Annotated in this window: 13 protein-coding genes, 1 rRNA gene and 3 pseudogenes; 7 read left to right on the top strand and 10 right to left on the bottom strand. The window is 39.4% G+C overall.

The genetic code is table 11. The annotated features are described in order from the left end of the window. Positions 1-179 precede the first annotated feature (179 nt). The gene (locus DV63_RS12545; protein ID WP_000395296.1) at positions 180-554 is read left to right on the top strand and encodes a hypothetical protein; all 375 of its coding nucleotides are present in this window, start codon (positions 180-182) and stop codon (positions 552-554) included. 15 nt (positions 555-569) lie between these two features. Continuing rightward, positions 570-1,130: pseudogene (locus tag DV63_RS18515) on the top strand (transposase). A 152-nt stretch (positions 1,131-1,282) separates the two neighbouring features. Here DV63_RS18515 and rrf read toward each other — a convergent pair. The 7 genes and pseudogenes from rrf to DV63_RS12515 form a co-directional block, all read right to left on the bottom strand. Further along, a 5S ribosomal RNA gene (rrf, locus tag DV63_RS12535) occupies positions 1,283-1,401 on the bottom strand. Between the two features lie 41 nt (positions 1,402-1,442). After that, positions 1,443-1,601 (bottom strand): annotated as a pseudogene (locus DV63_RS18250) (exodeoxyribonuclease VII large subunit); the annotation flags it as partial. A 13-nt stretch (positions 1,602-1,614) separates the two neighbouring features. Beyond that, positions 1,615-1,914, bottom strand: a pseudogene (rseP, locus tag DV63_RS12530) (RIP metalloprotease RseP); the annotation flags it as partial. Continuing rightward, a complete protein-coding gene (locus DV63_RS18355; RefSeq protein WP_162967235.1) occupies positions 1,911-2,051 on the bottom strand; it encodes a hypothetical protein in 141 nt (46 codons plus the stop codon). The pseudogene rseP and the gene DV63_RS18355, both read right to left, overlap by 4 nt. 1,037 nt (positions 2,052-3,088) lie before the next feature. Then, the gene (gene ftsZ / locus DV63_RS12525; RefSeq protein WP_020982402.1) at positions 3,089-4,246 is read right to left on the bottom strand and encodes a cell division protein FtsZ; all 1,158 of its coding nucleotides are present in this window, start codon (positions 4,244-4,246) and stop codon (positions 3,089-3,091) included. A gap of 133 nt (positions 4,247-4,379) precedes the next feature. After that, entirely contained in the window at positions 4,380-5,867 is a 1,488-nt protein-coding gene (gene ftsA / locus DV63_RS12520; RefSeq protein WP_172635379.1) for a cell division protein FtsA, read from the bottom strand. Then, positions 5,868-7,331: a peptidylprolyl isomerase gene (locus DV63_RS12515; protein ID WP_031202317.1), complete on the bottom strand. Its 1,464-nt coding sequence runs from the start codon at positions 7,329-7,331 to the stop codon at positions 5,868-5,870. Positions 7,332-7,460: 129 nt separating this feature from the next. On the opposite strand from DV63_RS12515, the gene DV63_RS12510 reads away from it, so the two are divergent. Further along, positions 7,461-8,771: an adenosylmethionine--8-amino-7-oxononanoate transaminase gene (locus DV63_RS12510; protein WP_001010896.1), complete on the top strand. Its 1,311-nt coding sequence runs from the start codon at positions 7,461-7,463 to the stop codon at positions 8,769-8,771. 115 nt (positions 8,772-8,886) lie between these two features. On the opposite strand, the gene gatC is transcribed toward DV63_RS12510, so the two are convergent. The 3 genes from gatC to DV63_RS12495 are packed head-to-tail and all read right to left on the bottom strand — an operon-like array spanning position 8,887 to position 11,729. Then, positions 8,887-9,168: an Asp-tRNA(Asn)/Glu-tRNA(Gln) amidotransferase subunit GatC gene (gene gatC, locus DV63_RS12505; protein ID WP_001165213.1), complete on the bottom strand. Its 282-nt coding sequence runs from the start codon at positions 9,166-9,168 to the stop codon at positions 8,887-8,889. Positions 9,169-9,182: 14 nt separating this feature from the next. Further along, the gene (gene gpmI / locus DV63_RS12500; protein ID WP_000057643.1) at positions 9,183-10,658 is read right to left on the bottom strand and encodes a 2,3-bisphosphoglycerate-independent phosphoglycerate mutase; all 1,476 of its coding nucleotides are present in this window, start codon (positions 10,656-10,658) and stop codon (positions 9,183-9,185) included. A gap of 12 nt (positions 10,659-10,670) precedes the next feature. Further along, positions 10,671-11,729, bottom strand: coding sequence for a hypothetical protein (locus DV63_RS12495; protein ID WP_000681998.1), 1,059 nt, complete (start codon positions 11,727-11,729; stop codon positions 10,671-10,673). A 112-nt stretch (positions 11,730-11,841) separates the two neighbouring features. On the opposite strand from DV63_RS12495, the gene glyS reads away from it, so the two are divergent. From glyS to DV63_RS12475, 4 genes are read left to right on the top strand one after another with little or no spacing between them, the layout of a single operon-like run. After that, positions 11,842-13,947 carry a glycine--tRNA ligase subunit beta gene (gene glyS, locus DV63_RS12490; RefSeq protein WP_000555198.1) on the top strand — a complete coding sequence of 702 codons (2,106 nt, stop codon included), beginning with the start codon at positions 11,842-11,844 and terminating at the stop codon, positions 13,945-13,947. Continuing rightward, on the top strand, positions 13,937-15,232 hold the full coding sequence (locus DV63_RS12485) for a TolC family protein (RefSeq protein ID WP_001223001.1): 1,296 nt from the start codon (positions 13,937-13,939) through the stop codon (positions 15,230-15,232). Before glyS ends, DV63_RS12485 begins: the two co-directional genes overlap by 11 nt. After that, on the top strand, positions 15,229-16,323 hold the full coding sequence (locus DV63_RS12480; protein ID WP_000816828.1) for an efflux RND transporter periplasmic adaptor subunit: 1,095 nt from the start codon (positions 15,229-15,231) through the stop codon (positions 16,321-16,323). Before DV63_RS12485 ends, DV63_RS12480 begins: the two co-directional genes overlap by 4 nt. Further along, entirely contained in the window at positions 16,323-19,382 is a 3,060-nt protein-coding gene (locus tag DV63_RS12475; RefSeq protein WP_000881273.1) for an efflux RND transporter permease subunit, read from the top strand. The genes DV63_RS12480 and DV63_RS12475 overlap by 1 nt, the downstream gene beginning before the upstream one ends.

The following is a 19,382-nucleotide window of genomic DNA, read 5'->3' as shown; positions in this document are numbered from 1 at the left end:
TGTTAAAATGCGTCAGAAAAATGCGTTTGAGGCAAGAGGCAAAAATGAAAGAACTCTATTTTGAGTTACTTATATTTTTTCTTTTATTCTCAAAAAAAACTATATACCATTATTTATTAAGGTAATAGGTATATAGAGAAATCTTTGATGTCTAGAATTTTACTTTCAGGGAGAAAGTTATGGAGTTTTTAACTAATTATATAAAACAATTACACGAGTATGTGCAAGCTATGTGGAGAGTTATGATGGCGGTTCATCATAGTTTCCCACCAGAAATTCAGTGTACTTTCGTATTGTTAGCATTGGCACTAGTATTTAGGTTTAGGAATTTATCTGATACCTTCGTAGATTTTAAACAGTATATAAGCGAAGAATGGTTTTGCTACAAGAACGCAATTACTCATGAAGAATATTCTAAGGCTAAGACCAATGCTGTGACAAATGCAATAAAAGAGTTAGAAGAAACTTATTCCAAAAAAAGTCAAGATAACTTAAACTCCCATCAAGGAGCCTTGAGTCACTATGACTACGATGTTAAACAAGTATGTGATTGAATTTCTCAAGGCTAAATCAGAGAGATTATCAGATACTTTTCAATGGATATTGAAGCGTCTAAAATAGCCAAAATCACTCGCATTTTAAGAGTAACCATCAATAAAATCATCAAACAAATAAGAATCTTAATAACCAAAGAATGCGAAAAGATCACCCAATTGAATGAGGAAATAGAAGTGGATGAGAGTTAGCTAAAAGAGTGAGAGATAAAAGGGGGCGTGGAGCTTATTAAAAATGCCCGTATTTGGTATGTTAAAACGCAATGGAAATGTCTATACTCAAAGATTGTGAGTAATGGCAAGAAGTCTTATGATGGGTTGGTGGATTATGTGTTCAAAGCACACTCATAGAGTGGAATACTCAAAGAATGAGTGATCAAGAAATCATATCAATGGCATAGAGAATTTTTGGAGCTTTTCTTAAAGGGTCGTTTGAGTCAGTTTAAGGGAATAAAGAGAGAGAATTTCTTACTCCATTTGAAGGAGTGTGAATTTAGGTATAATAACAAAGAAAACCTGTATCAAATTCTGTTGAAATTGATCAGAAAAAATTTGATTTTAAATTTTATTTTATGATTTTAGATTTTATTTTGCCATCAAGCTCGTTTTCTTAAATCTCTAAAAAACTTTGAATAAATCAACCAAACCCCAATAAACCACCCAAACAAACGAAACAATGAGTCAATAATAAAATTAAATAAAAAGCAAGACTAAAAAACATTTCCCTATCCCTGCACCGACCTACATTCCCACTCTTGAAAAGAGCAGTATTATCAGCGATGAAGAGCTTGACTTCCAGGTTCGGAATGGTTAACTGGGTAGTTCCTCTTCTCTAAAAGAAGCCGCTAAATGCTCTAAATGCGCCTTTTTTTGATGGAGCAAAGTTTTAATAGAGCGGTGCAATTTCACATTAAACCCATCAAGTTTTTGCAACCATTCATCGCTATTAGGGAGCAAAATCTCCATCGCGTTTGAAGGCGTAGAAGCCCTTAAATCCGCCACTAAATCGCTCAATAAAAAATCGCTCTCATGCCCAATAGCGGACATGCTGAAAGTTTTAGCCAAACAATATCCATAGCTTTTGAAAAGGGCTTTTTTGCGCGTAGCTGTCATTCGCTTGATGGGTTTCATTCGTTTTATTTTCTTCTTTATCCATGCCCTTTAATTTCACATAGCCCCCAAGCGGGATCAAAGACAGAGCGAATTGAGTGCCAAAAAGCTTGAAAAAACAAAGTTTTTTACCAAAACCAATGCTAAAGACTTCTACTTTCACCCCACAAATCCTAGCGATCGTGAAATGCCCTAATTCATGGACAAAGATTAAAAACGCCAGCATTAAAACCGCTACAATGAACATCATACCCCACCGCTTACACGACGCTTCCCTGAAATATTGTTGGAATTTTTTCTCATCTCATGGCCATTAGCATAGCTTCTTGGGGTGGAAAACAGCAAAACTAACACGCCTGCCATTTGCTTTTTAAGAAAGAATGGCAAGCGTATTGAGATCCTAGACTATCATGGTTTAAGCTATGAGACATTAAGAGAGAAATTGTTAGAATGCGCCGCAGCAAGAAACAAAATGGACGACCCAGAAAGAAACAAAAGCTACAAAAGGAGGCGTTGGAGCTAGGATTAACCTATGAAGACTATAAAAAACAAATAGAGCAAAATAGGGTGCATGAGGGCTTATTATCGTTTTAAGCAACCTAAAAAGAACGCGGGGCGTTGGTAAAACCATGACCTTTTTTTGTTATAATAAGCAAAGAAAACAAAAAACAAGATAAAACTAAAGGAGCAAATAAGACCATGACACTGTTGGTATAAACAGAGAGCAAGAGCTATGTTTTAATTAAGAGCTATGTTTAAGTATTGATTTAATAGATAATTGTGGTAGTTGGGCGGTATCATCTTGGAGTTTAGAAAACATGGAAGCACATAATCTAAAATCAACATTAGAAGCGTTGATTATTGATCTTGTCAAATCAGAGCAAGTCAATCAGGAGTGAAAAAAAGGGCGAGCAAAGAATGAAACAAGACAAAGCCGAGCGTAAGCGTTGGTCTTGTTGCGAGCGTGTTAGAAGACTCATAAAGCCAATGAGCGAGAGTTTTTCACTGATGCATGCGATCTTTTGAAAAAAGATTATCAAAGAAAGTGATGACTTGTCTGATAAAATCATTGCTATTATCAATTATTTTGATGGGAAAAATAATCTGTATTTGATGAGATGTGAGGTTCAATCAAAGTAAAAATGTATTGACTTACCAAATTTATAACGGAGTTTATGAATTTACGCAAGCATGAAAGCCCTTGGTTTTTGCCAAATGAGTTTCTAGCGCTTCATTAACTATGGGGTGTTTTTGGGATAATTTCCCCCTTTAAAGCACTTTAAAATCCCCCAAACGCTCTAAAAACTAGCACACCCATTAAAATCAAAGCTTTTTAATTTATTCTAAAAAACGAATGAGAGCGAACCTAACAAACTGCTTTATTATAGCCCTATAAAAATAGGGGAGAAAAGCAAGACCTGCAATTAATCTTGCTGGATCCTTATGGCTGTGGGTGTGGATAGTTCTTCTTCAGTAGGGATTCTTAAAAAATCGCTATTACCCACTTTTCTTGTTTGTTTCACCACAGGCTGAGAGGGCGTAGCGATAGATTCCAAACTCGATCCAGTGCTGTTTCTTTCAGCACCGGTCGCAATGATAGTAACGCGCACATGATCAATGGGGATATTCTCGCTCGTGTGTTGGCCAAACTTCACGTCAACATCTTGATGGGCTTGTTCTTGAATAAAATCGCACGCATCAGAATAAGCCATCATAGGATAATCAGGGTGGTGTTCAAAAAAGACAATAATGCTCTTAGCCCCTTCAATAGAAGCGTCATCAAGAAGAGGCGATTGGATCGCATTTTCCACCGCTGTTCTAGCAGAACCTTCGCCAGTGGCTTCACCAATACCCATTAACGCAAAGCCTTTAAAACCAAGAGCGCTCTTTAAATCGGCAAAATCAACATTGATATTACCGGGTTTAGTGATGATGGTAGAAATGCCACTCACAGCCCTAACCAAGACATCATCAACTTCCCTGTAACATTCCGTGGTGCTAGCGTTTTTTTTCATGGTGAGAAGGATCTTGTCGTTAGGGATAACCAAAATAGAATCGCTAGATTGCTCCAATTCTCTCAATCCCTCTTCAGCCCTCTTTCTTTTTTGACTCCCTTCGTATTTGAAAGGCTTAGTAACGATAGCAATCGTGAGCGCTCCCACTTCTTTTGCGATTTTAACGATAGTAGGGGTGGCTCCAGTCCCAGTCCCTCCTCCAAGCCCTGTAGAGATAATGACTAATTTAGCGTCCTTAATCGCTTCTCTAATTTCATTAGCGCTTTCTTCAGCGGCTTTTCTGCCAATATCAGGAACTCCTCCAGCGCCTAAACCTCCAGTGGATTCTTTGCCTAAAAGGATTTTAACCGGAGCGGGATTGTTTTTGAGGTGTTGGCCATCAGTGTTCGTTGCAATGGGGGTAACATCTTGATGCACGCCGTATTCAACCAGGTGTTTAATCATGTTAGACCCCCCACCTCCAACACCGATGACGACAATCTTAGCCCCTTTATAAGCTGGATCGCTTACTTCTTCAATGCTTGCTTGACCAATATTATAATTTTCCATCTCTGATTGATGAACCATAGCCACATTCCCCTTGAGATACGATTTTTGCAAATCTTAAACTTTGATAAATAGCTCTAAGGGATTATACCATGGTTTTCTGGCTTTTGATAACTATTAAGGCGTTTTTATCGCATAAAGAAATGGCTGTATCTTAAAAGATTTTAGAAATCTTATCAAGGAAACTTTTAAAAAAACCTTTTTGTTCGGTGGTTTTTATGGGTAAAAAATCATCGTTTTTAGCGGTGTTTAAAGGAGCGCTAGGGGTTTTTAAATCGCTCAAATTCCTTTCTGTAGGCGAGATATGGGGGGTAGGGCTTGATTGATGGGCTACTCTTGTGTAATCATCGCTTTCATGGTAGCGGATAATCCCTTTAGAGTCTCTTTCATAATTGGTATGCCCCCCTGCTTTGTATAAAATCAAGCCAACCACGACTGAAAAGCGAGGGTCTTTCAAGTCTTCAAACATGCCCATGATGTTGTATTTTTCCATAGGAACGGCCAAACGCACGGGGTAATTAGTGAAATGGGCTTTAGCCAGCTCTTTGATCCCTTTCATTAAAGCCATCCCTCCGGTTAAAACCACGCCCCCACCCAAATGCTCTTCTAAACCGCTATCTTGAATGCTCCTGTGGATGATTTCAAAAGTTTCCAAAGCCCTTTCCCTCATGATAGTTTGGATTTTACTAAGAGGCACAATATGGCTTTCATTGCCATCTGATCCGGTGGTAGGGATTTGGACATTTTGAGAGGGCGTTTCTTCGCCGCTTTCAAAAGAAAGATCCCCGTATTTGATCTTAACTTCTTCAGCGTAAGGGAATGGGGTGTTGAGCATGTGTGACAAATCCGTGCTTAAATGGTGGGAGCCTACGGGTAAGTATTTGTTATAGCGTATGGAATTGCCGCTATAAATCGTAAGGTTGCATGTCTCTCCGCCCATATCCACGCAAGCCACGCCCAATTCCCTTTCATCATTAGACAAGGTGGCAATCGAGGCTGCATAAGAATTGATCACGATGTTTTCAATCTCTACTCCAGATTGGATCATGATTTTTTCTAAATTTTCAATGTTGTTTTTTTCTGTATAGATAATGTGGATAAAGACTTCTAGGCGAGTCCCGCTCATTCCTAAAGGGTCATTCACTTCTTGTTTGTCTAAAGTGAAGCGATAGGGGAGGGCATGCAAAATGTGTTTGTCGTTATCCAAGCCTGCTTTAGCGCATGCGTTATTGATAGCGCGGCTGATTTCATCAATGGTTACCACATTATCTTTGGTGCTCGCTACACCGGTAACGTCTCTAATGCTTTCAGTATAAGCCCCAGAAAAAGAAACAATCGCTTTAGTTTTAGGGTGGTATTCCCCAAAATGGGGCATGGGGTTGTTTTTATCGCCATCAGCGTTCAAACCCGCCATTTTTTTAGCGTTATTGATCACTTCTTTAATGGCGCTAGAAGCGTGAGAAAGGCTATTGATACGCCCTCTTTTAATGGCTTTTGAAGTGATCTCTTTGGAGTCTTGATGGGCCGTGCCAATGATGCGCAAAACCCCTTCTTTAAATTCAGCCACTATCGCGCAAATCTTTCTAGAGCCTATATCAACCCCTATAACGATTTCTTTATGTTCCATGATTTCCCCTTGCATTTATTGAATGTATCTGACTATCTTATAGCGTTTTTTCAATTCTTCTATCAACGCTTTATCAAAAAAATCCGTTTTAGTGTTATTGACTAAACGCTGCATATACTGGCTTTCTTCTGCGCTAAATGAGTGGTTGAAATTTTGATCTGTGATTTGATAGAGCACCACTTTATCACCAATAGCGATAAACCCCTTTTTTTCCTGGCGGTTAAAAAGGGCGTTGATAAATTTAGCGCTTTCTTCTTGGTTAAGCTCACTAATAGTGCCTCCAAAATTAGGGCTTACATAGCCCACGCTTTTCCCTTTAAAATCCTTAAGTTTTTCTTTAGCTAATGCTTGCAACGCCGTAAGGGTTTTTTCTTGAGTCAAGCGGGTTTTAAGAGCGCTTTTAGCTTCATCAAAATTTTGCAATTCGTCTTTGGTTTGAGAGATGAGCTGCACCACAATAAAACCATCTTTAAAAGGCTCTGGTTTTAGGATTTCAAGGGGCTTGAGAGCGGCGAGTTTTTGCGTGATTTCAGCAGTATAGGGGGAGTTGTTTTCTTCAAAATCTTGCGTGGTGTAGTTTTGCGCGTTCGCTTTTTTTAGAGCGACATAACTCCTTAAGGCTTTTTCATTCGCTTTTTGCATGCTTAAATCATGCCTGACTTGCTCTTGAACGCTTTTAAAATCCTGTAATTTCCCCTCTTTATCCAAATAAGACACCTTGTTTTTATGGTAGTATTCCTCCAATTCTTTCAAATCGGATTTTTCCAAACTAGCGTCAAAATATAAAGAGCGTGTTTTAAAGCGTGTGGGCTTTTTAAAATCCTTTTTATGGGAATCGTAATATTTTTTCATCTCTTCTTCATTAAGAGCAATTTTAACATCATTAGGGTTTAGGATAAGAATGTCTAATTTGTCTTGCAATTTTGCCCAAAGCGATAGGCTGGATTGCTCCAAAGGGGTAGTGGTTTTGGGGAATAGTGCGCTGATTTTTTGAAGGATTAAAAGCTTTTCAACGCTTTCTTCAAAATGCTTGGGGCGGTAATGGCTTTGCTTTAAGATATTTTTATACAATTCTTCATCAAAAACGCCATCTTTTTGAAAAACGCTCGTTTTTCGGATCTCTTTCGCCACTTCTTGCTTCGTAGCGCCAAGCCCTAAATCCAAAGCGAGATTTCTCAATAGGGCTTGATTGATGAGCGAATCTAAAGCGCTTTTTTCTAAATGCATGGCTTTGATTTGATCTTCAGTGAGTTCTTTAAAATCAGGGATAGACTCAGCGTATGCGTCTTTAAGGCGGCGGTATTCTTGGGCTAATTCTTCTTGAGAAATCTTAATCTGTCCCACTTTGGCAGCGCTATCGCTATCTAAAGAAAAGCTGTATTGCCCCCAACCTATCATCCCGGCAGCAATAAAAGCGATCGCGCTTATCCATATTGTAACCACTAAATACTTTCTATGATTTTGCATCCATTCAATCATAAGAACTCTAATCCCTTTTAAAAAATCAAAAATGTGAAATTCAGGTTTAAACAACCTTATAGTAAAATCAAATAACCCTATTTTAACCAAAGGTTATTAAAATTATCCTTATTATAGAGAGTTTTTAACATGAATTTTCAAGAAAATTTAGCCGCTTTGGATTTGGAATATCTTTGGCACCCTTGCTCGCAAATGCAAGAGCATCAAAATTTCCCCATTACCCCCATTAAAAAGGCTCAAGGGATTTACCTCTACGATTTTAATGATAACGCTTACATGGATTTAATCAGCTCATGGTGGGTGAATCTTTTTGGGCATAATAACGCCTACATCAGCCAGCAGCTTAAAAATCAAATTGATAGTTTGGAGCATGTCCTTTTGGCTTCTTTCAGCCATAAGCCCATTATCACGCTCTCTCAAAGGCTTTGCCAGCTCACCCATATGGACAAATGCTTTTATGCGGATAACGGCTCATCTTGTATTGAAATCGCTTTGAAAATGAGCTACCACGCCCATTTTTTAAAGAATCAAACGCGCCACAAAAAGCTTTTTTTATCGCTCTCTAATTCCTATCATGGCGAGACTTTGGGAGCCTTAAGCGTGGGCGATGTGAAACTTTATAAAGACACTTACACCCCTTTATTGCTCAAGAATCTCACCACACCCGTGCCTAAAAACGACAATGAAACAGAAAATAGTTTGAACGCTTTAAAGCGTTTGTTGGATAAGCATCATGAAGAAATTTGCGCCTTCATTGCAGAGCCTCTTTTACAATGCGCAGGGAATATGCATATTTATAGTGCAAAATATTTAAAACAAGCCGTTTTATTGTGCAAGCAAAAAAACATCCACATTATTTTTGATGAAATCGCTACCGGGTTTGGGCGCACAGGGAGCATGTTTGCTTATGAACAATGCGGGATTGAGCCGGATTTTTTATGCTTGTCTAAAGGGATTAGTGGGGGGTATTTGCCTTTAAGCGCACTATTAACCCGCAATGAAATCTATAACCAATTTTACGCTCCCTATGAAGAAAATAAAGCGTTTTTGCATTCGCACAGCTACACAGGAAACGCCCTAGCATGCGCATGCGCGAACGCTACGCTGGATATTTTTGAAAAAGAAAATGTTATTGAAAAGAATAAGGCTTTAAGCGAATTTATTTTTAATACGCTCCAAAACGCATTAAAACCCTTGATAGAGCAACAAGTGGTGTCTCATTTAAGGCATTTGGGCATGGTTTTTGCCTTTGAAGTTTTTATTCAAACCAAAGAGCGTTTGAGTTTGGCGGTTTTTAAAAAAGCTCTAACCAAAGGCCTGTTATTACGCCCTTTAAACAACACCATTTACCTCATGCCCCCTTATATTATCACGCATGAAGAAGTCAAAAAGGCGGTTGTGGGGTTAGTGGAAACCCTTGATGAATTAAAAAAAGGCTGAAAGCGTTTTTAAAAATAAAATAGTAAAAAGCTTGAATTGGATCAAGCGACAGCTTTTTTCTGTCTGTTTGATTTCAAAAGTTTTTAACTTGATATGAAACCTATTTCAATAAAACCTATTCAATGATTTTAGGCACAACGAAGTAATGATCCTGGCTGTGTTTGTTTTGGCTTAAAATCTCTTTGGCTATGTTAGGTTGGCTTTTGGGCACATCTTCTCTTAAAGGGGTGCATAGCTCTGTATCTGTTTTTAGCGCACTAGTTTCTAAAGCGAAAATGTTTTCTACAAAGCCTAAAACCTCCGCTAAATGGCCTTTAACGCTCTCTTTATGCTCATCTTTAATCTCTAACATGCTCAATTTTTCCAAGCGTTGCAATAATGCGTCATCAATTTGCATTCTTTTCCTTTAGTTTAAAATAGGGGTTCGTCCATCGTTGCTGGGGCTTTAAGGCCCATGAGTTTTAACACGCTGCTAGCGATATTGTTTAAGGCTCCGTTTTTAATGGATTTGACTCCATCCCCTAAAACAAAGCAATACACGCTCCCAGCGGTATGGTTGGTTAAGGGGTTTTGGTTTTCATCTTTCATGCGTTCGCAATTCCCATGATCGCTGGTTAAAAGCATAGCGTAATCCAATTTTTTAGCTAGTGAAAGGATTTCCCCTAAACATGCATCCACTGCTTCTACCGCTTTGATACTCGCTTCAAAATTCCCCGTATGCCCCACCATATCGCCATTAGCAAAATTCACAATGATCAAATCCGTGCCTAGTTTCATTTGCTCTAACACCGCAAGGGTTACTTCTTTAGCGCTCATTTCAGGCTTTAAATCATAAGTGGTAACTTTTGGGCTTGGGATAAGCACCCGGTTTTCATTTTTAAAAGGCGCCTCCACTCCGCCATTGATGAAAAAGGTTACATGCGCGTATTTTTCAGTTTCAGCGATGTGGCTTTGGGTCAGGTTGTGTTGAGAGACCACTTCAGCGAGCGTGTTTTGAACGCTTTCTTTGGGGAATAAAACAGGGTAGGGGAAAGTGTTATCATAAGGCGTCATGGTAGCGATATGGAGTTTTTTAAAAGTTTCGCGCTTAAAGCCACTGAATTCCTTTTGGCCTAAAGCGCTCACGATTTCTCTAGCCCTATCATTCCTGAAATTGATAAAAATAAAGCTTTCATTTTCTTGCATGCCGCAGTAATTTTTAAAACAAGCGGGCATGATAAATTCATCGGTGATATTTTTATCATACTGGCTTTGGATATACTCGCTAGGGCTTAAAGGCGTGTTGTTAAGCCCCATTAAGCTATGATACGCAAGCTCAATCCTTTCAAAGCGCTTGTCCCTGTCCATGGCATAAAAACGACCGCTTATGGTAGCGATTTGAATGTTTTCATTGCAGATATTTTGCATTTGTTTTAAATAAGTTAAAGCGCTTTTAGGAGCCACATCGCGCCCATCGGTGATCAAATGCAGACAGACTTTTTTTTGGGATTTTTCACACTCTAAAGCCAGAGTGATAAAATGCTCAATGTGTGAATGCACGCCTCCATCGCTCATTAAACCCATAAGATGTACCACTTTGCTTTTTTTGATCGTGTTTAAAAAAGCGGGGTTGTTTTTTAAGTTATCGTTTTGAAGGCTTAAAGAAATTTTAACTAAATCCTGATAGAGCACCCTACCAGCCCCAATACACATATGCCCCACTTCAGAATTTCCCATTTGCCCTTTAGGTAAGCCCACGCTCAAGCCATGCGTATCAATTAGGCTATAAGGCAAGGTTTTAAACATCAAGTCATAAGTGGGTTTTTTAGCATGAAAGAATGCGTTATGATCGCTATCTTCACGATGCCCGATGCCATCAGTGATGATCAAAAGAGTTTTTTGCGCCATTTTTAGGACTTTTTAAAGCTCTTGCATGAGAGTGATGTGGTTAGCTAAAATCGCGTTTCTTTGCCCTGGAGAGCAATTTTTGCACACTTCTTGTTTTTTGGAAGCGGTTTTGGTGTTGCTTTTAATATTATTTATATTATTTTTGGGGGAGCGTTTTGGACTCACTTTAGCCGGTTTTTTGGGGCTTTTTTTGGCGGGTGTGAAATCAGTGCTGTTGATTTGAGCCAAATACATGGGTTTATCTTTTGCTTTTTCTGGCTTACTCTTTGTTTGCTCGCTAGTTGTCTCTTTCATTTCTTGGGATTTTTCTGCTTGGGTTTTCTCTGTTTGAGTTTCTTTGGTGGCTAAAGTTTGAGGCATGGCGTTGCCGATAGGGTCTAAATCCAGGTTACTATTAGCACTTTTTTGCAATTCTTGGTCATTACTAGACTGCGAATCAAAGATTTTAGATTCTTTCAAACGCCTGATCCTGTCTTGTATCTCTTCGTAATATTTTTCAGCATCAGCGTTAGATTTTTCGTTTTTTTCCCAACGACTGCCCTTGTTGTAAGATTTAATCATGTCTTTTAGATTGTCATGGTAGCGTGTTTTCCAATAGAGCAACTCTTTTAAAGCCACTTCAGAAGCAAACGCATCGTCTTTAATGAGCAATTCCCCCATCACATTACGCAAAAAGGGGCTATCATTATGCCCATAGCTTTTTAGAACGCTTGGGATATAAGAATGATACACGCCCGCGCTCGGATCCGAAAAATTGATTTTATAAACCCCTGCGCATGACTCTTTCCATGCGATGCCTGCCATTTCATAGCCTAAATTTTCTTTAGAGCCGAATTGATAAGCGGCTTTTAAAACTTCTTTTTGCTTAGCGTTAAAATCTTTAATATTGTCGCAATTGGTCATCATGACTTTAGTAACGGGCGATTTGGGTTTGTTTTTAACCCCCTTAGCGGGCTTAGGCTCTGTTTTAGTGGGGCTTTCTGTTGCGGCTAAACTTAAAGATGCACTTAAGGCTGTGCCTAGCAACAAGGCTTTAAAGATGGTGTGAGTGAGTGGGGTTAAATGTTTCAAAACGCCTACCTTTTGTATTTAAGAAATAAACTAAACTAAGAATAAATTAAAGTATAATTCTAACATGATTTAGTCTTAAAAGTGATTTTGTTTTTTAGGGAGAATTGAGATTTTGCATTCAGATGAATTGTTAGTAGAGATTTTGGTTGAAGAATTGCCCGCGCAAGCGTTATTGAATGAATATAAAGAAATGCCTAAAAAACTCCACGCTCTTTTTCAAAAGCACGCTTTAGAAGTGGGAAATATAGAGGTTTTTTACACCCCTAGGCGTTTGTGTTTGTTCGTTAAAGATTTTCCTCTTTTAACCCAAGAAACCAAAGAGGAATTTTTTGGGCCTCCCGTTAAAATCGCATGCAATCATCAAGATAAAACGCAAGGGCTGAACGAATTAGGTTTAGGGTTTTATCAAAAATTAGGACTAAAGGATCACCAGCATTTCCAAACAGCGTTTAAAAACAATAAAGAAGTGCTTTATCACGCTAAAATCCATGCGAAAGAGCCTACAAAAGACTTAATCATGCCCATTGTGTTAGAGTTTTTAGAGGGTTTGAATTTCGGGAAGTCTATGCGTTGGGGCAGCGTGGAAAAAAGCTTTATCAGGCCCATTCATAATATTTGCGTGTTGTTTAATGGGGAAAATTTTAACGGTATTGAAGTCAAAGAGTATGGCTTTAAAACCAAACAAGCCACCAAAGTGCACCGACAAGAGGGTTTTGATTTTATCCAGGTGGATAGCCCTAAAGCCTATTTTGAAGTTTTAGAAAAAAACCATGTCATTTTAGACCCTAAAAAGCGCGAAGCTAAAATCTTACAAGAAATTAAAGAATTAGAAACAAAGCATTGCATCATCGTAGAAATAGATAGGGATTTATTAGATGAGGTTGTAGCGATCACGGAATACCCTAGCGCGCTTTTAGGGGAGTTTGACAAGGCGTTTTTAAAATTACCCAGTGAAATCATCATTACTTCCATGAAAGAAAACCAGCGCTATTTTGCAACCTTTTGTCAAAAAAGCCAAGAAGAAAGCCCAACATTACACAACGGCTTTATTGTGGTGAGTAACGCTATCAATAAAGACAAGCAAAAAATTATTGCAGGCAATCAAAAGGTTTTAAAAGCCCGCTTGAGCGATGCGGTTTTCTTTTATGAAAACGATCTCAAAAAGCCTTTAGATAACGCCCCTTTAGAGAGCGTGGTTTTTGTGCAAGGTTTAGGGACTTTAAAGGATAAAATGGAGCGAGAAGCAACCATCGCTCAATACTTGACGCAAAAATATGCTTCATCTTTAAACATGCCTTTAGAAAAATCCCTTGAATTGATTGGCCGATCCGTTAAAATCGCTAAAGCGGATTTACTCAGTGAAGTGGTGTATGAATTTAGCGAGCTTCAAGGGATCATGGGCTATTACTACGCTTTAAAACAAAACGAAAACGAGTTAGTCGCCTTGAGCGTGAAAGAGCAGTATTTGCCCGCAAGCGAAAACGCTCCCTTGCCCTCTAGCGTTTTTAGCGCGATCGTGGCTTTGAGCTTGAAATTAGACAGCCTGTTTTCTCTTTTTAGCGCGGGTAAAATCCCTAGCGGATCTAAAGATCCTTTTGCTTTAAGGCGTTTGAGTTTTGGGCTATTGAAAATTATCGCGCATTATGGGTTAGAGTTTGATTTGAAAGCGGATTTGAAAAACCTCTTTGAAAAAGTGGGCGTTTATCAAAGCTTTGATTTAGAGATTTTGGAGAAGTTTTTACTGGAGCGCTTTAACAATTTAATAGATTGTAACCCCTCTATTATAAGGAGCGTGTTAAACACCAACGAGCGAGACATTGTTAAAATCATTCAAAAAGTCAAAGCCTTAAAACGCTTTTTAGACGATCCCAAGAACGCTCAAAAAAAAGAGTTGCTTTTTAGCGCTTTCAAACGCCTAGCCAATATCAATAAAGACAGAAACCCTAACGAGTCAAGCGAGTTTTCTGCCCGTCTTTTTAAAGAGCCAAAAGAGCATGCCCTTTTTGAAGCGTTCAATGCGATCAAATCAAGCGCTTTTGAGAGTTTGGATAGCAAAATAGAGGCTTATTTTGGTTTGCATGCGCCTTTAGAAGAATATTTTAAAAGCGTGCTAGTCATGGATAAAGACATAGAAATCCAAAAAAATCGTAAAAATTTCTTGTGGGGCGTGTATCAAAGTTTCTTAGAAATTGGGGATATTAAAGAAATTGCGAATTAGTTCTTTCAAACGCAAAGTCCAGCGTTTTTGTTTGGGGGTAGCTTTTTTAATAAGCGGTGCGGGCGCGCTTGATGCGAAAACCTTTACCCTACAAGAGTTTTTTAAAGAAGTGGAAACCAACTCTATGGAGTTGATCGGCAAAAAAGCCGATTTTAAAAGCCGTCTGAACGAACAGCGTTCAATCAATGCATGGGATTTTCCCTATATTGATAATGAAACCTCTATGGTGAAAAACTTCCAAGGCATCATAGAAGCGCAACCCAGAACCCTTTTAATAGTAAGACCCAAGCTCCCATGGGTGAGCTCGCTTTTATCCAAAAGCCTTTCTATCAAAACCATTCAATACGATAAAAGCTATCAATTAAATAAAAATCTCGCTTTTATTGGCGCTAAACGCCTTTATTTGACTTACGTGATGACTAAAGAAAAGTATCAGGTGTATGTGCAACGAGAAGCGAACTTTTATTCGCAGCTCAAAATCGCTAAAGAAAAAGTCAAAGCCGGCAGCATGAGCGAAAAAGATTATATCAACTTTAATAACTCTTATTTGGAATCCAAACTCGCTAAAACCAATGTGGAAACCAAACTCATAGATTTAGAAAAAATGCTAGACACGATGCTAGCGATTGTGGATCCGGTCAAAGAGGGGGCGCATTTTGACACTTATTTAGACCATTTGCATGATGTTAAGGTGATCGGTTTGGATTTTGAATACGTGCGCCTAGAACCTGAAGCTTTAAAGTTTAAATTGGATCGCTCGTTGTATGTGGATATTTTGGATTTGACGGCTAAAGATTATCAGGTGAATGCGAAATTGGCTAACAGAGATGTGTTTAATGCCTTTGAATTCGGGATTGGCTCTGAAAGCTATAACTCTTCAACCAACCTTTCCGTGGAAGTGCGTATCCCTTTACCAGTAACGCCTAAAAACATCTATCAAAAGCGTAAATTCTTGGATTTGCAAAGCGGGACGCTCGCGCAAAATGAAGTGATGAAACGAAACATTAGAATCAACGCCAACTCCTACTTAAACCAGCTCAAAACCAAAGAAGCATACATTGAAACCCAAAAAGAAGCCATTGCCAACAAAAAGCGTTTGATGGAAATGGGGCGCATCGCTTATGAAGCCCAAAAAATCGGGCTTTTTGAATACTTGATTTATCAAAATTCTTACATGGACGCTCTCATCACTCTGGCGGAAGCCAAGATTGAATACATTGATATTAGCGCGCTTTTAGAAGAGACTTTAGGGGAGAGTTTGACCAGGTTAGGAGAATTGCGTTGAAGCGGGCGTTATTGTGGCTTGTGTTGATGGGTGTTTTTTCAATGGGCGTTTCTTCAATGGGTGTTTTTTTGGAGGCCAAAGAGTATCCAGAAATTGTTTTGGAAGAAAAAAACTTGCAACCCATGGGGTTAAAGGTGATTAAATTAGATAAAGAAATCTTTAGTAAAGGGCTTCCTTTTAACGCTTATATTGATTTTGATAGTAAAAGCTCTGTGGTGCAGAGCTTGAGTTTTGATGCGTCTGTGGTTGCGGTTTATAAAAGAGAGGGCGAGCAGGTGAAGGCTGGAGATGTGATCTGTGAAGTGAGCTCCATTGATTTGGGCAATTTGTATTTTGAATTGCAAAACAACCAAAATAAATTAAAAATCGCTAAAGATATTACTAAAAAAGATTTAGAGCTTTATAGGGCCGGGGTGATCCCTAAAAGGGAGTATCAAACGAGCTTTCTAACCAGTGAAGAAATGGGCTTAAAGGTGGAACAATTAGAGAGCGCGTTTAAAAGCTTTGGCGTGGATCCCAAAAACCCTAAAGGGCAGTATGGTTTTAGGATTGTGGCTAGAGACGGCGGTCTTTTAGCGTTAGCGCCTAAAAATGTGGGCGAGAAGATTTTAGCTTTCACTAGCTATGTGCGTATTTCAAAAAGCGATGATTTGATCGCTCAAATCAAATTGCCTGTAGGCGTTTCTAAATCCATTAGAAGAGATTCGCCGGTCTATAATGAAGAGGGGGAAAAAATCGGGAAGATTCAAAGCGTTTCGGTGGTGTTAGACAAAGGCTCTAACACGATTTTAGCCACCGCTTTATTAGATGAGGGCAATTACCATGTGGGGGAAATGGTAGAAATGTATATTCAAGGCTCACAGCCTAAAGGCTCGGTTTTGATCCCTTCAAACGCTTTAATCAGAAACGGGAAGGATTACCTGGTGTTTGTGAGAACGCCTAAAGGTTTTAGGCCTGTGGTGGTTCAAGTTTTAGAAGAGCGCAGCAAGATTTTTATCGTGAACGCTCAAAATTTACACCCTAATGACAGCGTGGCAGTGGGGTCATTGATAGGGTTAAAAGGCATGATCAACAATTTAGGGGAAGAATAATGCTCGCTTCCATTATTGAATTTTCCTTACGCCAGCGGGTGATCGTGATTGTTGGCGCGATTCTTATTTTGTTTTTTGGGACTTATAGTTTTATCAACACTCCAGTGGACGCTTTCCCGGATATTTCGCCCACTCAAGTTAAAATCATTTTAAAACTCCCTGGCTCTAGCCCTGAAGAAATGGAAAACAACATCGTGCGCCCTTTAGAATTGGAGCTTTTAGGCTTGAAAGGGCAAAAATCTTTAAGAAGCATTTCCAAATATTCTATTTCAGACATCACGATAGATTTTGATGACAGCGTGGATATTTATTTAGCGAGAAACATTGTTAATGAACGCTTGAGCAGCGTGATGAAAGATTTACCCATGGGGGTTGAAGGGGGCATGGCGCCCATTGTTACGCCGTTGTCAGACATCTTTATGTTCACCATTGATGGCAATATCACCGAGATAGAAAAACGACAGCTTTTAGACTTTGTGATCCGCCCGCAATTGAGAATGATTAGCGGCGTGGCGGATGTCAATTCTATTGGAGGCTTTAGCAGAGCGTTTGTGATTGTGCCGGATTTTAACGACATGGCAAGGCTTGGGGTGAGTATTTCTGATTTAGAAGCGGCTGTAAGAGTGAATTTAAGAAACAGCGGAGCGGGGCGCGTGGATAGAGATGGCGAAACCTTTTTAGTCAAAATCCAAACCGCTTCTTTGAGTTTAGAAGACATTGGAAAAATCACCGTTTCCACTAATTTAGGGCATTTGCACATTAAGGATTTTGCGAAAGTCATCAGCCAGTCTCGCACCCGATTAGGGTTTGTCACTAAAGATGGCGTGGGTGAGACCACAGAGGGCTTGGTGCTTTCTTTAAAAGAAGCCAACACCAAAGAAATCATCACTCAAGTGTATCAAAAACTAGAAGAATTAAAACCCTTTTTACCGAATGGCGTGTCCATTAATGTTTTTTATGATCGCTCTGAATTCACGCAAAAAGCCATTGCCACCGTTTCTAAAACCCTCATTGAAGCCGTTGTTTTAATCATCATCACGCTCTTTTTATTTTTAGGGAATTTGAGGGCGAGCGTGGCTGTGGGGGTGATTTTACCCTTAAGCTTGTCTGTGGCGTTTATTTTTATCAAGTTTAGCGATCTGACTTTAAACTTGATGAGTTTAGGGGGGTTGGTTATCGCTATAGGCATGCTCATTGATTCAGCCGTGGTGGTGGTGGAAAACGCTTTTGAAAAATTGAGCGCTAACACTAAAACCACTAAACTCCATGCGATCTATCGTTCATGCAAAGAAATCGCCGTTTCAGTGGTGAGCGGGGTGGTGATTATTATTGTGTTTTTTGTGCCGATTCTAACCTTACAGGGGTTAGAGGGCAAGATGTTTGGACCTTTAGCGCAAAGCATTGTGTATGCGCTTTTAGGCACTTTAGTTTTATCCATCACTATCATTCCTGTAGTGAGCTCTCTTGTCTTAAAAGCCACACCCCATAGCGAAACCTTTTTAACGAGGTTTTTAAACAGAATCTACGCCCCTTTATTGGAATTTTTTGTGCGTAACCCTAAAAAAGTGATTTTAGGAGCGTTTGTTTTTTTAATCGCAAGCCTTTCTTTATTCCCTTTTGTGGGGAAGAATTTCATGCCCGCTTTAGATGAGGGCGATGTGGTTTTGAGCGTGGAAACCACCCCTTCTGTTTCTTTAGATCAATCTAGGGATCTCATGTTAAACATTGAGAGCGCGATTAAAAAGCATGTCAAGGAAGTTAAAAGCATTGTCGCGCGCACAGGGAGCGATGAATTGGGGCTGGATTTAGGGGGCTTGAATCAAACCGATACTTTTATTTCTTTCATCCCTAAAAAAGAATGGAGCGTTAAAACTAAAGACGAATTATTGGAAAAAATCATAGATTCTTTAAAAGACTTTAAGGGGATTAACTTTTCTTTCACCCAACCCATTGAAATGAGGATTTCTGAAATGCTTACAGGGGTTAGGGGGGATTTAGCGGTTAAGATTTTTGGAGATGATATTAGCGAATTGAATCAATTGAGTTTTCAAATCGCGCAAGCTCTAAAAGGGATTAAGGGATCTAGTGAAGTTTTAACCACGCTCAATGAGGGCGTGAATTATTTGTATGTAACCCCCAATAAAGAAGCGATGGCGAATGTGGGGATCACTAGCGATGAATTTTCCAAGTTTTTAAAATCCGCTTTAGAGGGCTTAGTTGTAGATGTGATCCCTACAGGGATTTCACGAACCCCGGTAATGATCCGCCAAGAGAGCGATTTTGCAAGCTCTATCACTAAAATCAAAAGTTTAGCCTTGACTTCAAAATATGGCGTTTTAGTGCCTATCACTTCTATCGCTAAAATTGAAGAAGTGGATGGTCCTGTTTCTATCGTGCGTGAAAATTCAATGCGCATGAGCGTGGTTCGCAGTAATGTGGTGGGGCGCGATTTGAACTCTTTTGTAGAAGAGGCTAAAAAAGTGATCGCTCAAAACATCAAACTCCCTTCTAGCTACTATATCACTTATGGGGGGCAGTTTGAAAACCAGCAACGGGCCAATAAAAGGCTTTCCACCGTTATCCCTTTAAGCATCTTAGCGATTTTTTTCATTCTTTTTTTCACTTTTAAAAGCATTCCTTTAGCCTTGCTCATTCTTTTGAATATCCCTTTTGCGGTTACTGGAGGCCTTATTGCGTTGTTTGCGGTAGGGGAGTATATTTCAGTGCCAGCGAGCGTAGGCTTTATCGCTCTTTTTGGGATTGCGGTTTTAAACGGCGTGGTGATGATAGGCTATTTCAAAGAGCTTCTCTTACAAGGAAAAAGCGTAGAAGAATGCGTTTTATTGGGCGCTAAAAGGCGTTTGAGGCCGGTTTTAATGACCGCTTGCATTGCCGGTTTGGGTTTGATACCTTTATTATTTTCTCACAGCGTGGGATCAGAAGTCCAAAAACCTTTAGCGATCGTGGTGCTTGGGGGATTAGTCACCTCAAGCGCTCTAACCTTACTCTTACTGCCGCCCATGTTCATGCTCATTGCTAAAAAGATTAAAATCAATTAA

It is taken from the genome of Helicobacter pylori FD535 (assembly GCF_000296015.2).
Taxonomy (GTDB): Bacteria; Campylobacterota; Campylobacteria; order Campylobacterales; family Helicobacteraceae; genus Helicobacter; species Helicobacter pylori_CT.
This window is presented reverse-complemented; position numbering and strand designations above follow the sequence as displayed.